The following is a 22,283-nucleotide window of genomic DNA, read 5'->3' as shown; positions in this document are numbered from 1 at the left end:
TGTCCAGTAAGAGACAGGTATGCGGTCACGAAGGGCCCTCGTCGCGCTGCTGGCGGCGTCGGTCGTCTTCATGGCGTTCGTCGCTGCGGCGCCGCCCATTGCGTATGACGGTGAGCCCGGATTCGTTGCCAATCCGGTCGACCACGTCGCCACGCTGGTGGGCACCGGGACGGGCGGCGAGACGGTGGGGGAGATCAACAACTTCCCCGGCGCCACCGTGCCATTCGGAATGGTGCAGTACTCACCGGACACCGAGGGCAACTACGCCGGCTACAACTACGACAACCCGCGCTCTACCGGTTTCAGCATGACCCACGCCTCTGTGGGCTGCGCCGCGTTCGGCGATATCTCAATGTTGCCGACCACCAACGCAATTGGCTCGCAACCGTGGAGGGCCTGGGAGCGAATCGCCCACGACGACACGGAACGCGGCGTGCCGGGCTATTACACGGTACGGTTTCCGGGAACCGGGGTGAAGGCGGAACTCACCGCCACCACGCGCACGGGTGTCGGCCGATTCAGCTACCCGCGCAACGGCCGCCCCGCCCTCCTCCATGTGCGCTCCGGCGCATCGCTCGCCGGCAACTCCCGCGCCACCATCCAGATCGGTGAGGACAACACCACGATCACCGGCTGGGCCACCAGCGGCGGATTCTGCGGAAAGAACAACACCTACACGGTCTATTTCGCCATGAAGTTCAGCCAGCCCTTCACCTCGTACGGGGCCTGGGACGGCAACGCGGTTTATCCCGGTGCGCGCAGCGCGAATTCGCCATACAGCGGTGGATACGTCGAATTCCCGGCCGGGGCGGTGTTGGAGGTGCGGACCTCGATCTCCTACGTCGGCATCGACGGAGCTCGGGCCAACCTCGCGGCGGAGGGTGCTGCGAGCTTCGATGACGTCCGCGGCGCCGCGTCGAGAATATGGAACACTTCGCTGTCTCGCATCGCGGTTGCCGGCCGCAATGCCGACGATCTGGAAACGTTCTACACCGCGCTGTATCGATCGCTGTTGCACCCCAACACCTTCAACGACGTGGACGGGCGCTACGTGGGATTCGACGGCGCCGTGCACACCGTGGCCGCGGGGCACACGCAGTACGCCAACTTCTCCGACTGGGACACGTACCGATGTTTGGCGGCTTTGCAGGCGCTGCTGTTTCCGGACCGGGCGAGCGACATGGCCCAATCGCTGGTGAACGACGCCGAGCAGAGCGGCGCGCTGCCGCGCTGGGCGCTGGCCAACGCCGCGACCGCGGAGATGAGCGGGGACAACGTGGTACCGCTCATCGTGAACTTTCACGCCTTCGGGGCCGAGGACTTCGACACCCAAACGGCACTGCGCTACATGGTGAATGCGGCGACGAAAGGCGGTGTCGGGCTTAACGGCTACGTCGAGCGGCCGGGAATCGACACGTACCAGCGATTCGGTTACGCGCCGTTCTCCTTCGAGTTCCGCACCGATGGCTGGGTCGCCGCCGCGTCGATCACGCTCGAGTGGTCGGTCGACGACTTCGCCATCTCACGGTTCGCCGATTCGCTCGGAGACAAGGCGACCGCCGCCGAATTCCAGGTCCGGTCGCAGTACTGGCAGAACCTGTTCAATCCGACCACCCGGTACATCTCGCCCCGCAACTGGACCACTTTCTTCCGCGCCGGCCCGGCGTTCGTGGTGTCCCCCTCGGACTTTGGCCAGGTCGGCTTCGACGAGGGCAACGCCGCGCAGTACGTCTGGTGGGTGCCGCACAACGTGGCCGGCCTGGTGACCGCGCTCGGCGGACGTCAGACGGTGGCCGGCCGGCTGGACGGTTTCACCAAGAAACTCAACGTCGGTCCCAACGAGCCCTATCTGTGGGCCGGCAACGAACCCGGCTTCGGCGTGCCCTGGCTGTACAACTACATCGGTCAACCCTGGAAGACGCAACGCGCGGTCGACCGGGTCCGCGGGCTGTTCGGACCGACGGCCGACGGCGAGCCGGGCAACGACGATCTGGGTGCGCTGGCCAGCTGGTACGTCTGGGCGGCCCTGGGCCTCTATCCGAGCATCCCCGGGACCTCGATCCTGACCATGGCCGCACCGCTCTTCGATCGTGCCGCGATCGCGCTTCCCGGCGGCAAAACCATTCGGATCTCCGCGCCGGGCGCGTCCGGACCGCACCACCTCAAATACATCAGCGGGCTGCGCGTCGACGGCCGGGCAAGCGATCACACGTGGTTGCCCGAGTCCTTCATCCGCACCGGCGGGGAGCTGAACTTCTCGCTCGCCGGCTACCCGGACAGGGGTTGGGGCACAACTGAATCGTCCGCACCGCCGTCGTTCGGTACCGGCGGTTCGGCCGTAACCGTCAACGTGCCCAATCCCATCGTCACGATCGAGCCGGGCACGACGGGCACCGTGAAACTCGACGCCCAACGAATGATCGGTGATGCCGGCGGCTACACCGTCACCGGCACCGCCTCGGACGTCGGCATCACCGTGACGCCCACGACGGGACAGTTCTCCCCGGACGGTTCGGCGACCATCGACGTGCCCATCAAGGTCGAACGGTCGGTGTCCCCGGAGTATTACCTGGTGTACCTGACCTCTGCGGTGGGCCAAAGCGCGCGCACCTCAACCATTCTCGTGATCGTGCAGCCGGGAACTGAGTGATTGGGGGTGCGCTCTAGATCATCTCGTTCTTGGTCAACCACCGCATCACCCGCCAGCCGGCGAACACGGGCAGCCAGCAGGTGAGCACCCGATACAACAGAACGGACGGCACGCCGATGGCCGCCGGCACCCCGAAGGCGGCCAGGCCACCGATCAGCGCCGCCTCGACGGCCCCGACCCCACCGGGCGTCGGCGCGGCTGACGCCAGTGTCCCGCCGACCATGGTGACCACGGTGCAGGTGACGAACGAAGCGCCACCGCCGAATGCTTCGACGCTGGTCCACAGGGCCAGCGCGGCACCCAGAGTCGTTCCCGCGCAGCCGAGTACGATCAGCGCCAGTCGTTTCGGTTCCCGGGCGACCTCGACGAGGTCGGTAGTCACCTCTTTGAGTTTGGGGCGCACGTCGGTGGCCAGCCAGCGTCGCAGCGTGGGCACGAACAGAAAAGTGCCGACAATCCCGAGCGCCAGGCCTGCGATCAGGTAGAGGACCGTGGCGGTGGGGACGAAGTGCTTCAGGTTCATCGACGCTCCGGCGACGGTGCTGAACAGGATCAGCAACACGAGGTGCATGATCACCTGCACGGACTGCTGCAGGGCCACCGCCGTGGTTGCCCGCATGGCGGACAGCCCGCCACCCTTTTGCAGGTACCGTGTGCTCAGCGCGAGGCCGCCCACTCCTGCCGGGGTGGTGGTGGCGGCAAAAGTGTTGGCCACCTGCGCGATCGACAGCCTTAAGAAGTTCACCGTCTCGTCGGCGGACGCCCACAGCGCGGCGGCCGCCCCGACGTAGGTCAGCGCCGAGACGCCCAGGCCCAGCAGCGCCCACCACCAGTTCGCGGTCCTCAGTTGGGAGAAGAAGGTGGGCGCGGTGCTGATGAAGGGGTACGCGACGTAGACCAGGGCTCCGAAGAGCACCAGCTGGATGATCTGGCCGCGGGTGAAGCGGGTAATGGTTTCGGGTTTGATCTGGTCGGCACCGGTCTGCCGCTTCACCTCCGAGCGGGCGGCCGATATGACGGCGCCCGCATCCGAGATGGACCTGCGAATGGGTCGCGGCACAGCGACTTTCGTCAATCGACGCGACGCGCTCAGGATGGTGTCCCGATCAAACGCCTCGATCGCGGCGGCCACCGCCGACTTGGGGTCATACAGGGCCGAGGTCGTCACCAGCAGCTGGGCGATGTCGGATTGGAGTTGAGCTTCGGTGGCGCCGTATTCGGCGCTGTGGAAGCCGCCGAAGAGCACGGTGCCTTCGTCGACGGTGATTTCGTTGCCCCGCAGGTCGCCATGCGCGATCTGCTGGTCGTTGAGCACCCGCAGCGCTCGCCACACCTTCGCCACCGGCGTGGACTGCGCGCATCGGCCGAGCGGCAGGCCATCAGGTGGCTTGTGCGAGTACAGGATCCAGCCCCGATCGAGGGTGGCGACGGCGATCGTCGCGGTGTTGGCCAGGTTCACCTGCCCGATGGCGATCGTCATCAGGGCGCGATGCTCGACGGCGCGGCGCATGGAGGTCACCAGGGGCGCGGTCTCGGTGTCGCGCAGCCGCAACTTGATCCACAGCTGGCGCAGCGTGCCGCCGCTGCGCTGATGCGGGCCGTACAGCTCGACGACCGCTGCGCGGTCGGGCTCGTCGCATCCGGCCGAAAGGACGAGCGGGCCGCGACCGGCCGGCCGGAGCACGCTGAGCCGCGAAACCACGAACCCGCGCCTGGCCATCGCGCGCACGGCCGCCTCCAGGGGCACCTCGAGCGCGGGGGTGCCGACCACGAGCACCACCAGCGAGCCGACCAGCCAGCCGACGGCCAGGCCCAGCAGGGCGCGGGCCGGCACGATGGCGCTGACGACGAGGTGGATCGGCACGAACGCCAGCAGCAGCGCCCACCACCAATGCCGCCAGCGCGCGGGCAGCCACGGCCCCGAGACGGTCAGCACCGCCGCCAGCATCCCGATCCAGCGCGGGTCGTCGAGGAACTGGCCCAACACGGTCTGCAGGCGTTCGGAGAGGTCGAAGTGCCAGCGGGGCGCCGAAAACCCGTTGCCGCCCACCGACAGCGGCAGCGCCGCGAGCAGTGCGGCGGCCGCATACGCCCCGAGCAGTTTCCATTGCCGGCCGACGATGAGACCGATCAAGATCATGAAGGGCAGGGCCAGGATCGCCAGGCCGTACGCGAGGTACACCAGATCGGACTGCCGGGGGGAGAGCACCCCGACGATCTGCGAGATCGACTTTTCCAGCGCGTCCCACTGCGGCCGGGTGATCAGCGAACTGGTGATCACCACGGCGAGGAAGGTCGCGCTCGCGGCCAGCCGCAGGATGTCGTTCGTGCGCCGGGTCAACGGCTGCAGCAAGCTGCCGGAAACGCTGATCTCGCGCCCGTCGACTCGCATGTTGTGACGATCCTTCGGATCCGTTCGGCGACGCTGATCGATCCCGCTCGCCGGCTCGCCGACAACTTAACGCCCATACCCGCTTGTGCGACAGCTCCCACCCACCTGGCGCGCGTAGGGTCGTGTACGTAGGTGAGCTAGCGAATCGGAGGGCGTGAGCGTGGGGAGAACGGACAACGACACCTGGGAGATCACCGAGAGCGTGGGGGCGACGGCGTTGGGGGTGGCCTCCGCCCGCGCGGCCGAGACGCGCAGCGAGAATCCCTTGATCCGGGATCCCTTCGCGCAGGTTTTCCTCGACGCCGCCGGCGACGGGGTGTGGAACTGGCATTCGGCGCCGCAGCTGCCGGACGAACTCGTCGAGGCCGAACCCGAGTTGCCGTTGCAGATGCAGGCGATGGTCGGCTACATGGCCTCGCGTACAGCGTTTTTCGACGAGTTCTTTTTGGCCGCGACGCGCGCCGGCATCCGGCAGGCGGTGATCCTGGCGGCGGGCCTGGACGCCCGGGCATGGCGGCTGCAGTGGCCGGACGGCACGACCGTCTATGAGTTGGACCAGCCCCGGGTGCTGGACTTCAAATCGTCGACGCTGGCCGAACACGGGGCGCGGCCCGCGTGCCACCGGATCGCCGTCCCGGTCGACCTGCGCCACGATTGGCCGGCGGCGTTGCGGCAGGCTGGTTTCGACCCCTCGGCGCCCAGCGTGTGGTCGGCCGAGGGGCTGATGCCGTACCTGCCGGCCGCCGCACAGGAGCTGCTGTTCGACCGCGTCCACGGGCTGACCGCCCCCGGCAGCCGGGTGGCCGTGGAGGCGCTGGGTCCGAAGTTCCTCGACCCGGAGTTCCGCGCGAAGCGTCGTGCGCGGATGGACCGGGTCCGCGCCTTGATGGCGCGGGTGGACCCGGACCGAGAGGTGCCGAGGACCGACGAGCTGTGGTACTTCGAGGAGCGCGAGGACGTCGGTGACTGGTTCCGCCGCCATGGCTGGAGCGTGACCGTCACCCCGTCCGACAAGCTGATGGCCGGCTACGACCGCGCGGCGCCCAAGGAGGTCGAGGACGCCGTGCCGGGAAACCTGTTCGTGTCCGCCGAGCGCGCGGGAGACTAGCGGCCGTCTGCTTCGGAGTCCTCGCGACGGCTGGCGCGCCAATGCCGGTATCCGCGGCGTGCGGCGAACGCGCCGACGACGGCGGTGACGCACCAGACCGCGATCGCGGCGTACGCCAACGGCGACGACCGGTTCCCGATCGAGGCGCCCAGCGCGGTGTAGACGAAGGCACGCGGGACCGACCCAACGAACGCGCCAATGGCCATCTGCCACAAGGGAACTCCGAATGCACCGAACGCATAGGAGGCGAGCGCGTCGGAGATGCCCGGGACGAAGCGCTGACCGACCACCGCCCAAAGGCCGCGGCGTTCGATCAGGGCGTCCACCCGGTCGGTCCGTTTCGGCCCCAACAGCGAACGCGCGCTGTCCCGGCCGGCCCGGCGGCCGATGAGGCTGGCGACCACCGCGGTACCCACGGTCGCGCCGAGCGTCACGAAGACACCGAGGACGGGACCGAACAACAGTCCGCTGGCCGCGGCCAGAATCGAGCCGGGCACGAACAAGGCGCCCAGCACGGCCGATACGGCGACGTAGGTCACCGGCGCTGCCGGACCAGTCGCCGACACCACCCGCCGCACCTCCTCGACGTTGATGATTCGCGCGACGGCCACCAGGTAGAACAGCACGAGGAGGAACACGACGAACACGCCGAGCCGCACGATGTGAGTACGCCGGGCGTTGGGTTGGGCGTCGGGTAAGGAATCGTCGCTGTCTTCCATGCTGACCGCGATTCTTCCGCACCGGCCCGCGAAAGACGTCACGGACCGTGCGCGGCCGCCGTAGAGTGCTACGCATCAGGGAGTTGAATACCTGTGAGAGGCCTTCCTCGATGCCCGAGCACCCTGAACCACCGCGGGGCAAGCGGATCGTCGTCTGCCTCGACGGCACCGCCAACCAAATCGGAGCCGGGAATCTCACCAATGTCGCCAAGCTCTTCGAGATGCTGGAGAAGGACGATCCGGCCGGCCAGCTCGCCTACTATGACCCCGGTGTCGGGACCTTGGCGCCGGCATCGGCGCATTCGTCACTGTCCCGCGCCAAGGACTTACTGTTCGAGCAGGCATTCGGCCTGGGGCTGAAAGGCAATGTCGCACAGGCCTACCGGTACGTGATGCAGCATTGGCGCCCCGGCGACGCGCTCTACATCTTCGGCTTCAGCCGCGGCGCCTACACCGCGCGCGCGTTGGCCGGCATGTTGCTGCGGCCGGGGTTGCTGCGGCCCGGCTCGGAGAACCTGCTGCCGTACGCGGTCGAAAAGTACGCCATCAACCGGTATTTCACCGAGGACGAATATGCCCACTGGGCCGAGTTCGCCCGCGCGTTCTGTTGGCGCACCGAGGGGGAGCCACTGTTCTCCACGGTGCGGCAGAACAGCCCGAATCAGGTGTGGCACCACGCGGTGCCGGTGGCGTATCTCGGCCTGTGGGACACCGTCAAGGCGGCCGGCTTCCTGCGGTTCGGCAACCTGCGCTGGCCCTACACCCGCTCGCTGCCCAACGTCGCGCGCATCCGGCACGCAGTCTCGATCGACGAACGTCGTCGCCCCTACCGTGAGTACCTCGTCGAACGCCATCCGCGGGGGCTGGAGGAACGCTGGTTCGCCGGCGTGCACGCCGACGTCGGCGGCACGTTCATGCCCGATCACCGGCTCGCGACGATCGCACTGAAGTGGGTCACCGACGGAATCGTCGGCGAACTGGCGATCGACGCGGCGGCCTACCGGCAGCAGTGCGCGGTGACCGAAGACTTCGCGGACGCGCCGATCCACCACAACGGCAAGCTGTGGTACCTGGTCGGCTGCCGGCGCCGGCCGATGGGTCCCGACGCGCTGGTGCATCCGAGCGTGCTGGTGCGCCGTCGCGACAACCCGGGCTACTTACCGAATTTGACCGAAGAGGCGCAACGGCTCAGCGCCGATCCGACCGACTGGACGTCCCCCGCGTTGTGAAGGAGAAACGCCATGGCACTCAGTTCGCTGACCACTCTCGACCAGTACAAAGCCGCGCCGTTTCCGCCCGGCTATCCCGACAACACGCGAACGTTCTACAGTCCGGTCGACCGTGTGCACGAGGCGCTCAAGGACTTGTTGACGTCGGCCGACAAGAGCATCGTGGTCGCGATGTACGGCTTCGATGACACCGAACTGAATTCGGTGCTGCAGTCGTCGCTGAACGACGAAAAGATCTATGTGCAAATGAGTCTCGACTCCACTCAGGCCGCGGGGAAGTCCGAGCGCGCTCTGCTGGCCCCGTGGCTCAACGACAAGACCGGCAACAGCATCGCGATCGGTCACAGTGAGAAGTCGGCGATCATGCACCTGAAGATGGTGATCATCGACGGCGTCGACGTCATCACCGGTTCGACCAACTGGTCCACCGGCGGAGAATCCAAGCAGGACAACCAACTCACCGTGATCCGGGACCCGTACGTGTGCGCGGAAGCCCGTTCACGGATCGACATCATTCACGACGGCATGCTCAAGCAGATGGCGGCCAAGTCGCAATCCGGCGGCGCGCACTAGGCGACTCCGCCCTGACCTGAGGCGCGCAGCCGCTGCGCCAGTCCGGTCGCCCGTACGGCGCGGCGCTCGATGGCCGCGCGCACCGAAGCCTCCGAACCTGCCACCCGGACCTTGGTCTTCGCCCGCGTCACGGCCGTGTAGAACAATTCGCGGGTCAGCAGCCGCGAATCCTGCGGCGGCATCAGCACCGTCACCTCGTCGGCCTGGCTGCCCTGGCTCTTGTGGATCGTCATGGCGTGCATGGTCTCGATGTCGGTGAGCCGGCTGGTCGCGAAGCTCAGCGTCCCGGGGGCGCCGGCGATGACGGCCCGCAGCCCGTCGCTGCCGACCACGACCACTCCGGCATCCCCGTTGTAGACCTTGAGCCCATAATCGTTGGCGGTCACCAGGACTGGCCGACCGGCGTACCACGCCGACGATGTCGGCTGACCGGTCTCCTCCGCGAGCCAGCGCTCCACCTGCCGGTTCCAATGCGACACCCCGTACGGCCCGTGCCGGTGCGCGCACAACAGCCGGTGCTCGTCGAGCGTCGCCAACGCCGCCCCGGTGGCGCCGAGCACCGCGGCCTTTCGCACCCTCAGCGCGTGCGGAACCAGGACCGCGCGCAGCCGGTCGGTTGGCCCGTCGGAGTCGAGCCACTCGACGTGCTCGCCGCCTGCCCGCAGCAACTCCAGCACGCGGTCGGCGTCGCCGATCCGGATCGCTTCGGCCAGCGCACCGATCGACTCGCCGAAGCGATGCGGCGTGCGCAGCGCCGCGACCCGCACGTCGTCGCGGGTAGCGAGCCCGTCCACCAGATCGGCGAGCACCGCGCCGGCTTCCACCGAGGCGAGCTGGTCGGCATCGCCCACCAGGATCAGCCGGGTATCGGGCCGCACCGCCTCCAGCAGGCGGGCCATCATCGTCAGCGACACCATCGACGTCTCGTCCACGACGATGACGTCGTGCGGCAGCCGGTTGCCGCGATTGTGCTTGAACCGCACCGACGTATCCGGCCGCGAGCCCAGCAGCCGATGCAGCGTTGTCGCCGGCAAGCCCACCAGGCGCGCCCGGTCCTCGGTGTCCAGCCGCTGCACCTCGGCGGCCACCGCCTCGGCGAGCCGCGCCGCCGCCTTGCCGGTCGGCGCGGCCAGCGCGATCCGGGGCCGCGGGAGGCCGCCGAGCTCGGCCTGCCCGGCCAGGACGGCAAGCAGCCGCGCCACCGTGGTGGTCTTGCCGGTGCCCGGCCCGCCCGTCAGCACGGTAACCGCTTGCGAGACCGCGATTTCGGCGGCCGCCCGTTGCTCGTCATATCCGGGTGGGAAGAGCCGCTCGAGTGCGGGCGCATCGCCCTTCGCCCGGGGAACGGAGAGCGCGAGCAGGTCGGCGCACACCTGTTGCTCCTCGAGCCAGTACCGGTCCAGGTACACCAGTTCCCCGAACAGCCGCAGCACCGGCGGCGAGCCGAGCAGTGGACTGGACCGCACGGCGGCCATCCACTCGTCGGCGTCGGGCCAGGGCAGCTCGGCGTCGCCGACCTGCGCGGCAACCGCCCGCAGGTCCACGCACACCGAACCGCCCCGCAGCGCGCGCACCAGCAGCGCGACCGCCAGCGCCACCCGCTCGTCGGGCTCGCCCGCGAGCGCCGTAAGCCGCCGCGCCACATGGACATCGGCGGCCTCGAAGACACCGGCCTCGGTGTACGTCCGCAGCAGGCCCTCGGCGGCGATCGCCTCCAGCGTCACGCGGCGGCCCTCCCGTCGAGCAGGTCCGACAATTCGGCGACCAACGACGGCGGCGGCCGCCAGCCGAACACCCCCGCCGGGTGCCCGTCGACCACGGGGGTGGCCGCGCCGCACATTCCGCGCACGAAGAGGTAGAGGATGCCGCCGAGATGCCGGTCCGGGTCGTAGTCGGGCAGCCGCCACCGCAGGAACCGATGCAGCACAACGCTGTACAGCAGCGCCTGCAGCGGGTAGTCCGAGTGCAGCATCGCCTCGACCAGCCGTGGCCGCTCGTAATCGGCCGACGTCAGCGGCCGGTCGGGGTCGCCGAGCCAGTTGGTTTTGTAGTCGACCACCAGATAGCGGTGCGCCGCGCCGTCGGGCACGCGCAGCACGGCGTCGACGGAGCCGGTGAGGTAGCCGCGCAACGGCTGATCACCAAGCGGGCGGCCGATCAACCGATCGGCATAGGATGCCAGCGCGTCGTCAGCCGGTAGGTGCGCGCGCAGTAGTGCCCCCATGTCCGCCAGGCTGATCTCGGGCGCGGTCGAGCGCAGATCCCCGCCGGCCAGCGGGAATTCGAAGTCCAACTCGCGCAGCCGATCCCGGAGCCCGATCCGGCGCAGGGTCAGACCACCCGCCAGCGGACCCAACGGCGTGTCGTGCATCGGCACCATGGCCGCCGCCAGCACGTCCGGGGCCACGTCGACCGGCCACCACACCGAGTGGCTGCGGATGTGCGACTCCAATTCGGCGGCCAGATCGGTGGCCAACGGGTCGGTCGTCTCCAGCACGGCGTGCACCAGCGTGCCGAACTTCGCGCCCATCGGCAGGTCCGCCATCGGCGACGGCACTTCCGGCCCGGATACGCCCTGGGCCAACGGAATATCACCGGCTTCGTCGTCCAATTCGGTGACCTCCGGCTCGCTGCTCACCCCGATCGACCCGAAGGTTTCCGCCACCCGGATCAGGCCGGAATACGAGGTGCGCCGCCACCCCGTGTCGATGCCGCGGTGAAAGTGGCGGCTGTCCAGGCCGGAGGGCACCGGCTCGGGCGGCACGGACGGCGCCGCGGCCACCACCGACCGCTCGATCACCGGACCGCCCGCCGCCTCCCATTCGCGCAATCGGGCCATCGCGTCGTCGTCGGAGATCTTGGCCGGTTCGCATCGGTCGGGTACGAAGGCCTCTCCCGGTCGCCGGCCGCGCAGCAGTCGCGACAGCCCGCCGTTGGGCTCGTCGAACGCCGGCGACCACCACGCCACGACCTGCGCCTGGGCCCGGGTCAGCGCGACATAGGTCAGCCGGCTGTCGTCGCTGGCGTCCTCCTTGCGGCCCAGCCGCTCGACGGTTTGGAAGTCGGGACTGTCCTTGCCGCCGATGTGCAGGCAGCGCACGCCCTCGTCATGGAACAGCACCACATCGCGGTCCTGGGTATTGCGGTTGAACGCGAACGGCAAATACACGATCGGGTATTGCAGGCCTTTGCTCACGAACACGGTCATGATCTGCACGGCCGCCGCGTCACTGTCCAGGCGCCGGTTGCGTTCGGGCGCGCCGCCGCGTTCGTCGCGTTGCCTGCGCAGCCAATCGCGGAGCGCGGGCAGGCTGGAGCGCTCCCGGTGCGCGACCTCCTGCAGCAGCTGCGCGATGTGCGCCAGGTCGGTCATGTGGCGTTCGCCGCCGTGGGCGGACAGCACGCGATCGCCCATGCCCGACAGCTGCGCGGCCTCGAAGATGGCCGCGACGCCGCGTTCGCGGGCGTGACCGGCCCACTCCCGCAACGTTTCCGCGACCCGGTCGGTCAGCGCGTCGCCGCCGGCCGCCAGCGATTCCGCGGTCTCGCCGAAGAACATCGTCGCCGCCGCGGCGCGCACCATGCCCGGCCGGTGCGGTTGGTCGAACGCCTCCAGCAGGCAGAGCCAGTCCTCGGCGGCGTCCGAGGAGAACACGTCGGAGTCGCCCGTGTACACCGCCGGTACGCCCGCGTCACACAGTGCCTTGAAGCAGGCGGCGGCGTCCTTGTGTTTCTCCACGATCACGGCGACGTCGCGGGCCTGCAGCGGCCTGCCGCCGAACGTCACGCCGCCCGCCAGCAGCGCACGGACATCGGCGGCCAGGTCGGCGCCGATGTGCGCCCGCAGCTCGTCGATGGGCAGGTTCTGAATCCCGCGACGGCCCAACGTTTCTCGCTGCACCACCCGCAAGCGGAACGGATCGTTGTGCGGGGCTCCGGCGAGCCGGTGACCCCGGTGGTAGGCCTCGACGTCGTCCACCACGATCGCGGGGTCGCCGAGTTGGGCGCCGCGCAGCACCACCTGCAGCCGATCGATGAGCGCCCCGTCGCTGCGCCAATTTACGGCCAGCGTCTTCTTCTCACCGGCCGTCTCGGCCGCCCGCAGATACGTCACGATGTCGCCGCCGCGAAACGCGTAGATGGCCTGCTTGGGATCACCGATGAGGATCACCGTCGAGCGCCCGCTGAACGCGCGGTCGATCACCTGCCATTGCACCGGGTCGGTGTCCTGGAACTCGTCGACCATGACGATCGGCCAGCGGTGATGCATGCGGGCCCGCGCGGGGGAGTCGTCGGTGGCCAGCGCGTCGGCGAGCCGGCCCAGCAGGTCGTCGTAGTCGAGGACGCCCAGCCGCCGCTTGCGTGTGTCGAGTTCCGCGAGAACGTCTTTCGCGAAGGTTACGCAAACGGCGGCCCGCGAACCGGGCTCGGGGTCGCGCGGCCGCAGCTGCGTCGAGGGATTCCTGACGACCTCGCGCGCCAGCCGCAGCGCCTCGCGGTAGCCCAACGCCGGATCGTCGCGCTCCTGCCCGAAATGCGCGAGGTAGAGGTCGTCGACGATCTGGACGATCAGCTCGTCGAGGCTCTCCAGCAGCGTGACGTTCGCGGCGGTGTCGCCGGCCACGCCCAGCGACTTCAACACCAGCTGGCAGAACTGGTGCGTGGTCGCGATCGTCGCCGCGTCGAAGCGGGCCAGCGCGTCGCGGAGGCGCTGCTTGCGCACCGCGCGCTGGTGGTCGGTGCCCTCCAGCAGATAGGCCACCAGCTCGTTGGCGCCGGCACCGTCGTCGAAAGCGGCCACCGCCTCGACCATTTGGCCGCGCACGCGCTCCCGCAGCTCCTGGCTGGCGGCCCGGCCGAACGTGATGAGCAACATCTGGTCCAGCGTCGCCACGCCGTCGGCGACGTAGCGGGTCACCAGGCCGGCCAGCGCGAACGTCTTGCCGGTGCCCGCGCTGGCCTGCAGCACGGTGGTGGACCGATCGGCGGGCAGCGGTCCGAGCAGGTCGAACCGCTCGGTCACCTGCTTCATTTCAAGGCTTCCTTTCGGCACGCAGCATCGGCAGCCAAACCCGGGCGGCGTACGCGCCCAGCCGGGTGTCTTCGCCGCCGTGCTCCTCACCAGGGCGCGGCGGCCCCATCAGGTCGGTCAGCCGCGCGTTCTTGCCCCATGCGCGCACGTGTGCGGGTGCGGAGTCCTCCGCGGGATACCGCTCGCTGGATTTCCACCGGTACTGCGCCTCGCGCAGCGGGTCGTCGCCGCAGTGCCGGGCGGCCGCCCAGGCATAGGATGTCTTGATGGGCAACGGAATCGGCTCCCGGCGCCCGGCGTCGTAGATCGCCACCAGCTCATGCAGCACCGCCACGGCATCCTCGTGCGGCCGCCCGAGCCCCTCCACGCGCGGGGTGGTGCCCCTCTTGAGGCGGCCGATGCACACCGCCGACCAGTCGCGGTCGGGGTCGTGAGCGATCAACGCCAGCAAGGGAATCCACGACTCCATCAGATGCTTGCCGTCCAGCTTGGAGTAGGTCACCGACACCAGCCGCTCCCCGTACACCGGTGCCACCGTGCCCGTGAGCCGGCGTCCGGAGCCGAGATCGACGTCGACGTCGTACGCCCGGGCGTCGGCCCGGCGATGCTGCTGCGCGGCGGCCGCCAGCAGGGCGGCCTGATCGCGAATCTCGGTGGCCCTGCGCCAGCCCAGTTGCCCCGGTGGCAGTGTCCCCCGCCGCCACTCGGCCTGCCGGGCGTCGTCCGGTGTCCACCCGCGCAGGATGTCGCTCAGCATCCGGTCGCCGACCGTCCACTCCTCGAGGCCGTCGAGGTCGACGGGCATGGCGTCCTGTACGCCGTCCACATCCCGCGGCAGCGTGAACTCCAGGGCGCGGAAGAAGCCCTTGACCGGGTCCTTGAAGAAGCTCACGAGGTCGGCGAGGATGACGTCCTCGGCCGGCGGTGCGGGCAGCGGTCCCGAAATGAACCGGGGCGCTTCGCCGCGTTCGCCCGCGGCGGCCCGCGCCGCCCGCAGCACGGTCGGGTCGAAGCTGAACGGAACTTTCGGCACCAGTTTTCCCGGGATGACGTTGCGAACGTCGAAGGGCTGCAACGGATGCTCGACGACGATGCGCCCGCGAACCTTGCCCGTCGTCTCGCTCGACACGGTCATGTCCAGGGTGTCCAGCAGCTCGGCCAGCGGCACCGCGGGCGGGCGCGGCTGGCCCGAGTACTCGTTGGCGCCGGTGTAGGTGATCACCAGCTTGTCGGTGGCCGCGCCGATGGCGTCCAGCAGCAATTGCCGGTCCTCCGAACGGATGTCGCGTTCGCCGGTCATCGGGTCGCGGGCCAGCGCGTCGTCGCCGTCGACGACACCGAGCCGGGGGAACACGCCGTCGTCGAGGCCCACCAGGCACACCACCCGGTGCGGCACCGAGCGCATCGGGACCATGGTGCAGACCGTCAGCGTGCCGCTGCGGAAGTTGGCCCGCGTCGGGCGCCCGGCGAGGCGCCCCTCGAGCAGTGCCCGGATGTCGGGCAGCCGCAGCATCGTGCCGGCGTGCGGCCCGGCGTCGGCCAGCGTCGAGGCGAACTCCCGGTGCATCTGACTGGTCTGCCACAGGTCCGCGTCGTCGATGCGTGTCAGCAGCTCGATACCGTCGGCCAGCGCGGCCAACCAGTCGCGCAACGGCCGCGCGCCCGTGAGCGAGTCGACCACGTGTTGCAGGCGGTCCACGAATTCGGCGAGCTGGCCGGCCAATTGGACGCGATTGCTGCTGACATCGTCGAGGGGCAATGTCGCGTCCAGCCAGGCGTGCGAGTCGTCGGACATCGCGACGCCGGCCAGCACCCGGTCGATGCCGAAACGCCAAGTGTTGTGCACGAAGTCGACGTGGTACGGGCGCCGATGCTCCTGGTCGAACCCCCACCGGATGTTGGCCTGCCGGACCCAGCGGGTGACGGCCTCCAGGTCGTCGTCGGTGAAATCGAAGCGGGCGCGCACGGGCGCCACCTCGGCGAAGTCGAGCACCTCGCTGGCGGTCACCCGGCTGCCGGCCAGCGCCAGCAACCTCGAGGCCACGCCGAGCAGCGGATTGGTCTGCAGCGGAGAGCGGTCCGCGAGCCGCACCCGCAACCGATGCGCGGGATGAGCGCCGTGCATTACCTCGCCCAGCCCGAAATCGGCGACGATCAGCGGCGCGTACGTCTCGATGTCCGGGCACATCACCAGGATGTCGCGCGGCTCCAGCGTCGGGTCGTCCTGCAGCAGGCCGAGCAGCACCTCGCGCAGCACGTCGACCTGGCGTGCCGGGCCGTGGCAGTTGTGCACCTGCACGGAGCGGTCATCGTCGGCGAGGTTACGCCCTTGCGGCCGAACGGCATTCGCGGCGATGTCGGACTGCAACCAGCCGAGCAGCGTGTCGGGACGTTCCGGCGCGGGCAGATGCTCGTCGGTCTGCGGATCGGCGGGCAGGCCCCGTTGGAGTTCACGCAGGTCCCGCCCGAGCGTGGCCAGCAGCGGATGGCCCACGGTGCGATGGCCGGTGTCCGTGCGGCGGGGGATGGCACCGCGGGCGCCGGCCAGCGCGCGCCACAATTGATCGCTGGGATGCGGCAGCCACAGGTGCAACTCGTGGTGGGCGGACAACGCGTCGAGCAGCTCCACGTCGGTGCACGCCAACCGGGTGTGTCCGAACAGCGACAGCCGCGCCGGCAGGTCGGCCCGGCCTTCGCGCAACTCGGCGAGGGTCCGCTGGTGCCGGACGTGCGGGGGATCGGCGGGCACGGCGGCCACCAGCGCCCGCCAGAGCTCCGGTTGCCAGGCCAGGTCGGCGTCGAGGTCACCAGGATCGCCCGCCAGCCAATCGGCCAGCAGGCTCGGACGTTGCCTGGCGTAGGAGGCGAACAGGCCGGCCAGCCGGCGCGCCACCGAGTAGCGGCGGCCGCGGCGCAGCTCGGCCTCCGCCTCCGTCGGCGCGAAGTGGCCCAAATGCGTTGCCAGGGTGCGGCACCACGGCTGATCAAGCGAGCGGTCGATCACCCGCAGCAGCGGCCAGGCCATCGCGTCCGGCGACCACGGATCCTGGTCCGCCGTGCCGGTGAGTTCGGCGATCAGGGAGCCGGGGCTACGGAATACCACCCCGGCGCACACGCCATCACCGCCCCGGGCACGACCGAGCACATGCGAGAGTCGCTGGCTGAGCCAGCGCTCCACGCCACGCGCGGGCACCAGCACCAGTTCTTCGGCGAACGGGTCGGTCTGCGCGTTTGCCAGCAGGGCGCCGAGGCCGTCGGCAAGGAGATCGGTGCGTTCGGCACGGTGGAGATGAAGCGCCATTGCGGTGCAACGATAGACCCCAACACCGACACCGGGAGGCAGGACGGCCGTCGAGGTCCCGTGCCGGCGCGAGCACCGGGCGGTGGTGACCCATCGGCCTCCGCGATAGCGACGAAAGTCCCTGCACCGGTCGGCTCCGCTGTGCCAGGCTGAAGCCCATGGCCGGCGTCGCGGATGCCATCGGGTGGGTGAGTAGGCAAATCGGGGACCGGGTTCCCAAGGCGGACCTGGATCAGCGCGACCCGGACTTCATCCGAGACCAGCTGCCCGGCACCTGGCTGGTGGCGTCGCTGTATTTCCGGGCCGACGTCCGCAGACTCGACCGCATCCCGGCGCACGGCCCGGTGCTGCTGGTCGGCAACCACAGCGGCGGCAACGTCCCGCCCGACACCTTCGTCTTCACCCTCGCGTTCTGCTCGTACTTCGGCGTCGAGCGCCCGTTCTATCAGCTCGCGCACAACCTGGTCACCCTCTACCCCCCGCTGCGCTGGCTGCGCAAATTCGGAACCGTGGCCGCAAGCCCCGAAAACGCCCGTCTCGCTTTGGAATCCGGTGCAGCCGTGCTGGTGTACCCGGGCGGCGACTACGAGGTGTTCCGCCCGTCCTGGCAGCGGCACGTCGTCGACTTCGGTGGCCGCAAAGGCTTCGTGCGGCTCGCCCGGGAGACCGGCGTGCCGATCGTCCCGGTGGCCAGCGTCGGCGGCCAGGAGACGGCATTCTTCCTCGGCCGCGCGCAGTGGCTGGCCAAACTGTTGCTGCTCGACAAGGTGGTCCGGCTCAAGAGTGTGCCGATCTCGCTGGCGCTGCCGTGGGGCCTCAACGTCAGCGACCTGCTCGGGCATATCCCGTTGCCCGCCAAGATCGTCATCGAGGTGCAGGAGCCGATCACGCTGCACGACGATGACCAGGCGGTGTACGACGCGGTGATCGCCAGCCTGCAGGCCGGTGTCGATCGGCTCGCCGCCGAACGCCGATTGCCGGTGATCGGCTGATGCGCGTCGAACGGGGGGTCGTCGTCAATGCGGACCGCGACACCGTGTGGAAGGTGCTCAGCGACCCGGATCGCTACCCCTCGTTCCTGCCGCACCTGGAGCGCTGGGAGACCCTGACCGAGGGCCCGGCCCGGGTGGGCGCCCGCTATACCGTGCTGTGGAAGATCGGCTCGATCCCGGTGGGCGGCATCGCCGAAGTGGTGGAGTTCGATTCGGCGCGGGATCTGGCCTGGATCAACATCACCGGCGTCACACAGCGGGGCCGGTTCCGGTTGCGCGACGCCGGACCGGGCCGGACCCGGGTGACATTTCGGCTCGCCTACAGCTCGGAGGGCGGGTTGCTGGGCCTGATCGCCGATCGGGTGGCGGCGTTCTGGGTCGGTCGTTCCCTCGACGAGAGCCTGAAAAACCTTCGGCGCCTTGTCGAGTCGTGACCTGCGCCTACTTGGCCAGTGTGAACTGGTTGATATCGATGTAGCCGTCCCGGAAAGCCTTGGCGCAACCCGTCAGATACCTCATGTATCGCTGGTAGACCTCTTCGGACTGGATCGCGACCGCCTCGCTGTGGTGTGCCTCGAGCGCCGCGGCCCACAGGTCGAGCGTGCGGGCGTAGTGCAGCTGCAGCGACTGCCTGCGCAGCAGGTTGAAGCCCATCTTCGAGGCGTGGAACTCCACCATCTCGATCGGCGGCAACTGGCCGCCCGGGAAGATCTCGGTGGCGATGAAGTTGTTGAAGCTGGTCTGCTCCTCGGTCATCGGCAGGCCGCGTTCGAGGATCTGCTCCGGGGTGAACATGGTGATCGTGTGCAGCAGCATCACGCCGTCGTCGGGCAACACCCGGAAGGCCGTCTGGAAGAAATCGTCGTAGCGGTCGTACCCGAAGTGCTCGAACGCGCCGATGGAGACGATCCGGTCGACGGGCTCGTCGAACTGTTCCCAGCCCTGCAGCAGCACCCGCCTGCTGTGGGTGGTGTTCATGGCGTCGAACATCTTCTGCACGTGGGCGGCCTGGTGCTCGGACAGCGTCAAGCCGACGACGTCGACGTCGTATTTCTCGATCGCGCGGCGCATGGTGCCGCCCCAGCCGCAACCCACGTCCAACAGTGTCATCCCGGGTCGCAGACCCAGCTTTCCGAGTGCCAGGTCCATCTTGCGGAGCTGCGCCTCTTCCAGCGGGATGTCTCGCATGCGATCGAAGTAGGCGCAGCTGTAGGTCATGGTGGGGTCGAGGAACAGCCGGAAGAAGTCGTCGGACAGGTCATAGTGCGCCTGGACGTCCTCGAAGTGCGGCGTCAGGTTTTCCGTCATACCAGCTACGCGCCTTTCTGAATCCGGGGCCATTCAGCTGTACACGAGTGTGCGGCTCAGCTGGTTCACCCTGGCTTCCCGCAACTGCCGGAATCAGACTTCGGCGCGCGTACGCGGGGAATTCGGATGAGGCTACCCCCGTTTAGCCGGAATCGGCTGGAGAATGAGGAGGAACAAATGGAGGCTTGGGACGCGATCCGCGCCCGGCGCAACGTCCGGCAGTACAAACCGGACGCGATTTCCGAAGACGACCTCAACCGCATCGCCGAGGCCGGGTGGCGCGCGCCGTCGGCGAAGAACCGTCAGCCGTGGGACTTCGTGATCGCCACGGACCGGGCGCAACTGCGGGAACTGTCGACCGTCTGGCAGGGCGCGGGGCACATCGCCGCCGCGGCGGCGGCGATTGCCATCGTGGTGCCCGTGCCGCCCGACGAGCGCCGGGTGGTGACCGACAATTACGACGTCGGGCAGGCCACGATGGCAATGATGATCGCGGCCACGGACCTGGGCATCGGGACCGGGCATTCGTCGGTGGGGGACCAGGAGAAGGCGCGGGCCATCCTCGGGGTCCCCGAGGACCGGTTGGTGGCCTTCCTGCTCGGCGTCGGCTATCCCGCCGACCGCCCGCTCACCCCGATCCGCACACCGAACCGGCGGCCGTTCGACGAGGTCGTCCACCACGGTCGTTGGTGAGGAAGCGGTCTTAAGCTCTTCACCGTGCATGACCACCGGGGCGACTACGGAATCGACGGCTCGTTTCACACCGTCTCGGCGCGCTGGCAGGCGATAGGTCTGGCCGCGCAGACCGCCGCCCTGGCCGGGTGGGGCGCCATCAGCTGGGCGCGCGGTAAGCGGGCGCCGGCGGCGCTGGCAGCGACGTCGGCCGTCGGGATCGCCACTAGCGCAGCCCTTTACGCGTACGCGACGCGGGTCGGCAAGTTCATCGTGTGGGACCGGGTGCTGGACGACCTCGGGCTGCGGGGCGACGAAACGGTGCTCGACCTTGGCTGTGGGCGCGGTGCGGTGCTGCTCGCCGCGGCCAAGCGGTTGCCCCGGGGCCGGGCGATCGGTGTCGATCTGTGGCAGGCCGACCAGACTGACAACTCCCCGGACGCGACCCTGGCGAACGCGGCGCTGGAGCACGTTGCCGATCGCGTCGAGGTGCGCACCGCAGACATGACCGCCCTGCCCTTGGCCGACGACAGCATCGATGTGATCGTCAGCAACCTGGCCATCCACAACATCGCGACGCGCGCCGGCCGGCACAAGGCTCTCGACGAAGCGGTCCGGGTGCTGCGCCCGGGTGGGCGGCTGGCCATCGCGGACCTATGGGAGACGCGCCAGCATGCCGCGCACCTACGGGAATTGGGTTGGCGAAACGTGCGGCGCCGCAACCTCGGATGGCGGATGTACTACGGCGGTCCGTGGTTTTCCACCCGCCTGGTCACGGCGACGAAGCCGGGGTGAGGACCGCCGGATACAGGCGGCACGCGTCGCCGCCGGCGTGCATGCTTGGGGCCATGAACAGACACGAGATCACCGAGCAGATCGTCCTGGCCCGCCTGAGGCTCGGCCTGACGTGGCAGCAGCTGGCCGAGGCCATCGACCGGCCGGTGGTATGGACCACCTCGGCGCTGCTGGGCCAACACCCCATTCCCGCTGAACTGGCAAGGATTCTCGCCGAGAAGCTGAACCTGGACGAGTCGGTGGTGCCCGTGCTGGCGGCACCGCCCATGCGAGGCGGGCTGCCGACCGCCGTGCCGACCGACCCAACGATCTACCGCTTCTACGAGGCCCTGCAGGTTTACGGGGGTGCCATCAAGGAGCTGATCCACGAACAGTTCGGCGATGGCATCATGAGCGCGATCAACTTCAGCGTCGACCTGCAGAAGAAATCGCACCCGTCCGGCGACCGCGTCGTGGTGACCCTGGACGGGAAATTCCTTCCATATCAATGGGTTTCGGCGGATACCTGAAATGGCGGCCGAGGCGAAGCCGGTAGACCTCGTGCTCTCCGGCGGCGGCGTGAAGTTCATCGGCCTGGTCGGCGCGGTCGCCGCGCTCATGGATGCCGGCTACTCGGCCTATCGGGTGTCGGGTGTTTCGGCCGGATCGGTGGTCGCGGTGATCTCGGCGGCCGCGTCCAACGGGGATCAACTGACCAGTGGTCAGGTCAGGGAACTCGCGCTGTCGGTGCCGTTGCGCAGTTGGCGGGACGCGGGCCCGGTGCCCTTCGTCGGGTCTGCCTGGGGGCTGGTGCGAGACACGGCAATGTATCGGGGCGATTTCGCCCACGAGTGGATCCGCAGCGAGCTGAAGAACCTCGGGGTTGTCACGTTCGGTGATCTCGCGCTCGACGACGCCGACCTTCCTCCCGAACGGCGCTACAAGGTGGCGGTCACGGTCGCCGATGTCACCGCGGCGCAGCTGGTGCGACTGCCCTGGGACTATCAGCGGCTTTACGGGCTCGATCCCGACGAGCAGCCCGTCGCGGACGCGGTCCGCGCCTCGATGGCGATTCCGTTCTTCTACCCCCCGGTCAGGTTGACCGACACCATGGGGCTCACGTCCAACCTGGTCGACGGCGGGGTGCTGTCGAATTTCCCGGTCGACTCGCTGGACCGCACCGACGGTAAACCGCCGCGCTGGCCGAAGTTCGGGATCACGGTGATGCCCAAGCTCGCCGAGGGCATGGAACAGGTGTTCCCCGCCTTGCGCCCGCTGCGGTTCCTCAAGCAATCCGCCCTGCTGCAAAGCCTCTTCACCACCATGCTGGTCGGCCATGACCAGGCACAGCTGAGCCTGCCGTGGGTCAAATGCCGCACCATCGGAGTCGCGTCCACCGACGTGAGCGTTCTCGACTTCGGTATTTCCAGGGGGCGCCTGGAAGAGCTCTGCGACAGGGGCTACGCGGCCGCGCAGGATTTCTTGTCGACCTGGGACTGGCCGGCGTATCTGGACCGCTTCCGATGAATCGTC

The 22,283-nt window shown here is 69.0% G+C and carries 16 protein-coding genes; 10 read left to right on the top strand and 6 right to left on the bottom strand.

What is annotated here, in order from left to right; all coding sequences use genetic code 11:
- Positions 1–19: 19 nt before the first annotated feature.
- Positions 20–2,650, top strand: a complete 2,631-nt coding sequence (locus H7J89_RS16460; RefSeq protein WP_264044696.1) for a GH92 family glycosyl hydrolase — start codon at positions 20–22, stop codon at positions 2,648–2,650.
- Positions 2,651–2,663: 13 nt separating this feature from the next.
- Here the strand turns inward: H7J89_RS16460 and H7J89_RS16455 are convergent, their stop codons facing one another.
- On the bottom strand, positions 2,664–5,042 hold the full coding sequence (locus H7J89_RS16455; RefSeq protein ID WP_264044695.1) for a lysylphosphatidylglycerol synthase transmembrane domain-containing protein: 2,379 nt from the start codon (positions 5,040–5,042) through the stop codon (positions 2,664–2,666).
- 160 nt (positions 5,043–5,202) lie between these two features.
- Between H7J89_RS16455 and H7J89_RS16450 the strand changes: the two genes are divergently transcribed.
- The gene (locus H7J89_RS16450) at positions 5,203–6,150 is read left to right on the top strand and encodes a class I SAM-dependent methyltransferase (RefSeq protein ID WP_264044887.1); all 948 of its coding nucleotides are present in this window, start codon (positions 5,203–5,205) and stop codon (positions 6,148–6,150) included.
- On the opposite strand, the gene H7J89_RS16445 is transcribed toward H7J89_RS16450, so the two are convergent.
- Complete coding sequence (locus H7J89_RS16445; protein ID WP_264044694.1) at positions 6,147–6,869, bottom strand: TVP38/TMEM64 family protein; 723 nt, start codon at positions 6,867–6,869, stop codon at positions 6,147–6,149. The genes H7J89_RS16450 and H7J89_RS16445 overlap by 4 nt on opposite strands.
- Before the next feature lie 110 nt (positions 6,870–6,979).
- Here H7J89_RS16445 and H7J89_RS16440 point away from each other — a divergent pair, with 110 nt between their 5' ends.
- Complete coding sequence (locus H7J89_RS16440) at positions 6,980–8,098, top strand: T6SS phospholipase effector Tle1-like catalytic domain-containing protein (protein ID WP_264044693.1); 1,119 nt, start codon at positions 6,980–6,982, stop codon at positions 8,096–8,098.
- A gap of 12 nt (positions 8,099–8,110) precedes the next feature.
- Positions 8,111–8,671 carry a phospholipase D-like domain-containing protein gene (locus H7J89_RS16435; RefSeq protein ID WP_264044692.1) on the top strand — a complete coding sequence of 187 codons (561 nt, stop codon included), beginning with the start codon at positions 8,111–8,113 and terminating at the stop codon, positions 8,669–8,671.
- On the opposite strand, the gene recD is transcribed toward H7J89_RS16435, so the two are convergent.
- Genes recD through recC form a run of 3 tightly spaced genes read right to left on the bottom strand, consistent with a single transcriptional unit; the run spans position 8,668 to position 17,004 of the window.
- Positions 8,668–10,389, bottom strand: coding sequence for an exodeoxyribonuclease V subunit alpha (gene recD, locus H7J89_RS16430; RefSeq protein WP_276042227.1), 1,722 nt, complete (start codon positions 10,387–10,389; stop codon positions 8,668–8,670). The genes H7J89_RS16435 and recD overlap by 4 nt on opposite strands.
- Positions 10,390–10,391: 2 nt before the next feature.
- Positions 10,392–13,703, bottom strand: coding sequence for an exodeoxyribonuclease V subunit beta (recB, locus tag H7J89_RS16425; protein WP_264044690.1), 3,312 nt, complete (start codon positions 13,701–13,703; stop codon positions 10,392–10,394).
- A gap of 1 nt (position 13,704) precedes the next feature.
- Positions 13,705–17,004 carry an exodeoxyribonuclease V subunit gamma gene (recC, locus tag H7J89_RS16420; RefSeq protein ID WP_264044688.1) on the bottom strand — a complete coding sequence of 1,100 codons (3,300 nt, stop codon included), beginning with the start codon at positions 17,002–17,004 and terminating at the stop codon, positions 13,705–13,707.
- A 158-nt stretch (positions 17,005–17,162) separates the two neighbouring features.
- On the opposite strand from recC, the gene H7J89_RS16415 reads away from it, so the two are divergent.
- Together H7J89_RS16415 and H7J89_RS16410 are read left to right on the top strand one after the other, a co-directional pair.
- The gene (locus H7J89_RS16415) at positions 17,163–17,996 is read left to right on the top strand and encodes a lysophospholipid acyltransferase family protein (protein ID WP_264044687.1); all 834 of its coding nucleotides are present in this window, start codon (positions 17,163–17,165) and stop codon (positions 17,994–17,996) included.
- On the top strand, positions 17,996–18,430 hold the full coding sequence (locus H7J89_RS16410) for an SRPBCC family protein (protein WP_264044686.1): 435 nt from the start codon (positions 17,996–17,998) through the stop codon (positions 18,428–18,430). Before H7J89_RS16415 ends, H7J89_RS16410 begins: the two co-directional genes overlap by 1 nt.
- A 7-nt stretch (positions 18,431–18,437) precedes the next feature.
- Here H7J89_RS16410 and H7J89_RS16405 read toward each other — a convergent pair whose 3' ends face one another.
- On the bottom strand, positions 18,438–19,304 hold the full coding sequence (locus tag H7J89_RS16405; RefSeq protein ID WP_264044685.1) for a cyclopropane mycolic acid synthase family methyltransferase: 867 nt from the start codon (positions 19,302–19,304) through the stop codon (positions 18,438–18,440).
- A gap of 177 nt (positions 19,305–19,481) precedes the next feature.
- Here H7J89_RS16405 and H7J89_RS16400 point away from each other — a divergent pair, with 177 nt between their 5' ends.
- Genes H7J89_RS16400 through H7J89_RS16385 form a run of 4 tightly spaced genes read left to right on the top strand, consistent with a single transcriptional unit; the run spans position 19,482 to position 22,277 of the window.
- Complete coding sequence (locus tag H7J89_RS16400) at positions 19,482–19,997, top strand: nitroreductase family protein (protein WP_264044684.1); 516 nt, start codon at positions 19,482–19,484, stop codon at positions 19,995–19,997.
- A 24-nt stretch (positions 19,998–20,021) separates the two neighbouring features.
- Positions 20,022–20,771 carry a class I SAM-dependent methyltransferase gene (locus tag H7J89_RS16395; protein WP_264044683.1) on the top strand — a complete coding sequence of 250 codons (750 nt, stop codon included), beginning with the start codon at positions 20,022–20,024 and terminating at the stop codon, positions 20,769–20,771.
- Between the two features lie 53 nt (positions 20,772–20,824).
- Positions 20,825–21,280 carry a cyanase gene (gene cynS, locus H7J89_RS16390; RefSeq protein WP_443677611.1) on the top strand — a complete coding sequence of 152 codons (456 nt, stop codon included), beginning with the start codon at positions 20,825–20,827 and terminating at the stop codon, positions 21,278–21,280.
- 1 nt (position 21,281) lies between these two features.
- Positions 21,282–22,277, top strand: a complete 996-nt coding sequence (locus H7J89_RS16385) for a patatin-like phospholipase family protein (RefSeq protein ID WP_264044682.1) — start codon at positions 21,282–21,284, stop codon at positions 22,275–22,277.
- The last annotated feature ends 6 nt before the right edge of the window (positions 22,278–22,283 follow it).

This window comes from Mycobacterium paraffinicum (genome assembly GCF_025822865.1).
Lineage (GTDB): Bacteria > Actinomycetota > Actinomycetes > Mycobacteriales > Mycobacteriaceae > Mycobacterium > Mycobacterium paraffinicum.
This window is presented reverse-complemented; position numbering and strand designations above follow the sequence as displayed.

Bases quoted from the DNA above. Each gene is read 5' to 3' on its own strand.
- H7J89_RS16440 (WP_264044693.1), top strand. From the start codon at position 6,980: ATGCCCGAGCACCCTGAACCACCGCGGGGCAAGCGGATCGTCGTCTGC.
- H7J89_RS16385 (WP_264044682.1), top strand. From the start codon at position 21,282: ATGGCGGCCGAGGCGAAGCCGGTAGACCTCGTGCTCTCCGGCGGCGGC.
- cynS (WP_443677611.1), top strand. From the start codon at position 20,825: ATGAACAGACACGAGATCACCGAGCAGATCGTCCTGGCCCGCCTGAGG.
- H7J89_RS16400 (WP_264044684.1), top strand. From the start codon at position 19,482: ATGGAGGCTTGGGACGCGATCCGCGCCCGGCGCAACGTCCGGCAGTAC.
- H7J89_RS16435 (WP_264044692.1), top strand. From the start codon at position 8,111: ATGGCACTCAGTTCGCTGACCACTCTCGACCAGTACAAAGCCGCGCCG.
- H7J89_RS16445 (WP_264044694.1), bottom strand. From the start codon at position 6,869: ATGGAAGACAGCGACGATTCCTTACCCGACGCCCAACCCAACGCCCGG.
- H7J89_RS16455 (WP_264044695.1), bottom strand. From the start codon at position 5,042: ATGCGAGTCGACGGGCGCGAGATCAGCGTTTCCGGCAGCTTGCTGCAG.
- H7J89_RS16460 (WP_264044696.1), top strand. From the start codon at position 20: ATGCGGTCACGAAGGGCCCTCGTCGCGCTGCTGGCGGCGTCGGTCGTC.
- H7J89_RS16405 (WP_264044685.1), bottom strand. From the start codon at position 19,304: ATGACGGAAAACCTGACGCCGCACTTCGAGGACGTCCAGGCGCACTAT.
- H7J89_RS16415 (WP_264044687.1), top strand. From the start codon at position 17,163: ATGGCCGGCGTCGCGGATGCCATCGGGTGGGTGAGTAGGCAAATCGGG.
- recB (WP_264044690.1), bottom strand. From the start codon at position 13,703: ATGAAGCAGGTGACCGAGCGGTTCGACCTGCTCGGACCGCTGCCCGCC.
- recC (WP_264044688.1), bottom strand. From the start codon at position 17,004: ATGGCGCTTCATCTCCACCGTGCCGAACGCACCGATCTCCTTGCCGAC.
- H7J89_RS16410 (WP_264044686.1), top strand. From the start codon at position 17,996: ATGCGCGTCGAACGGGGGGTCGTCGTCAATGCGGACCGCGACACCGTG.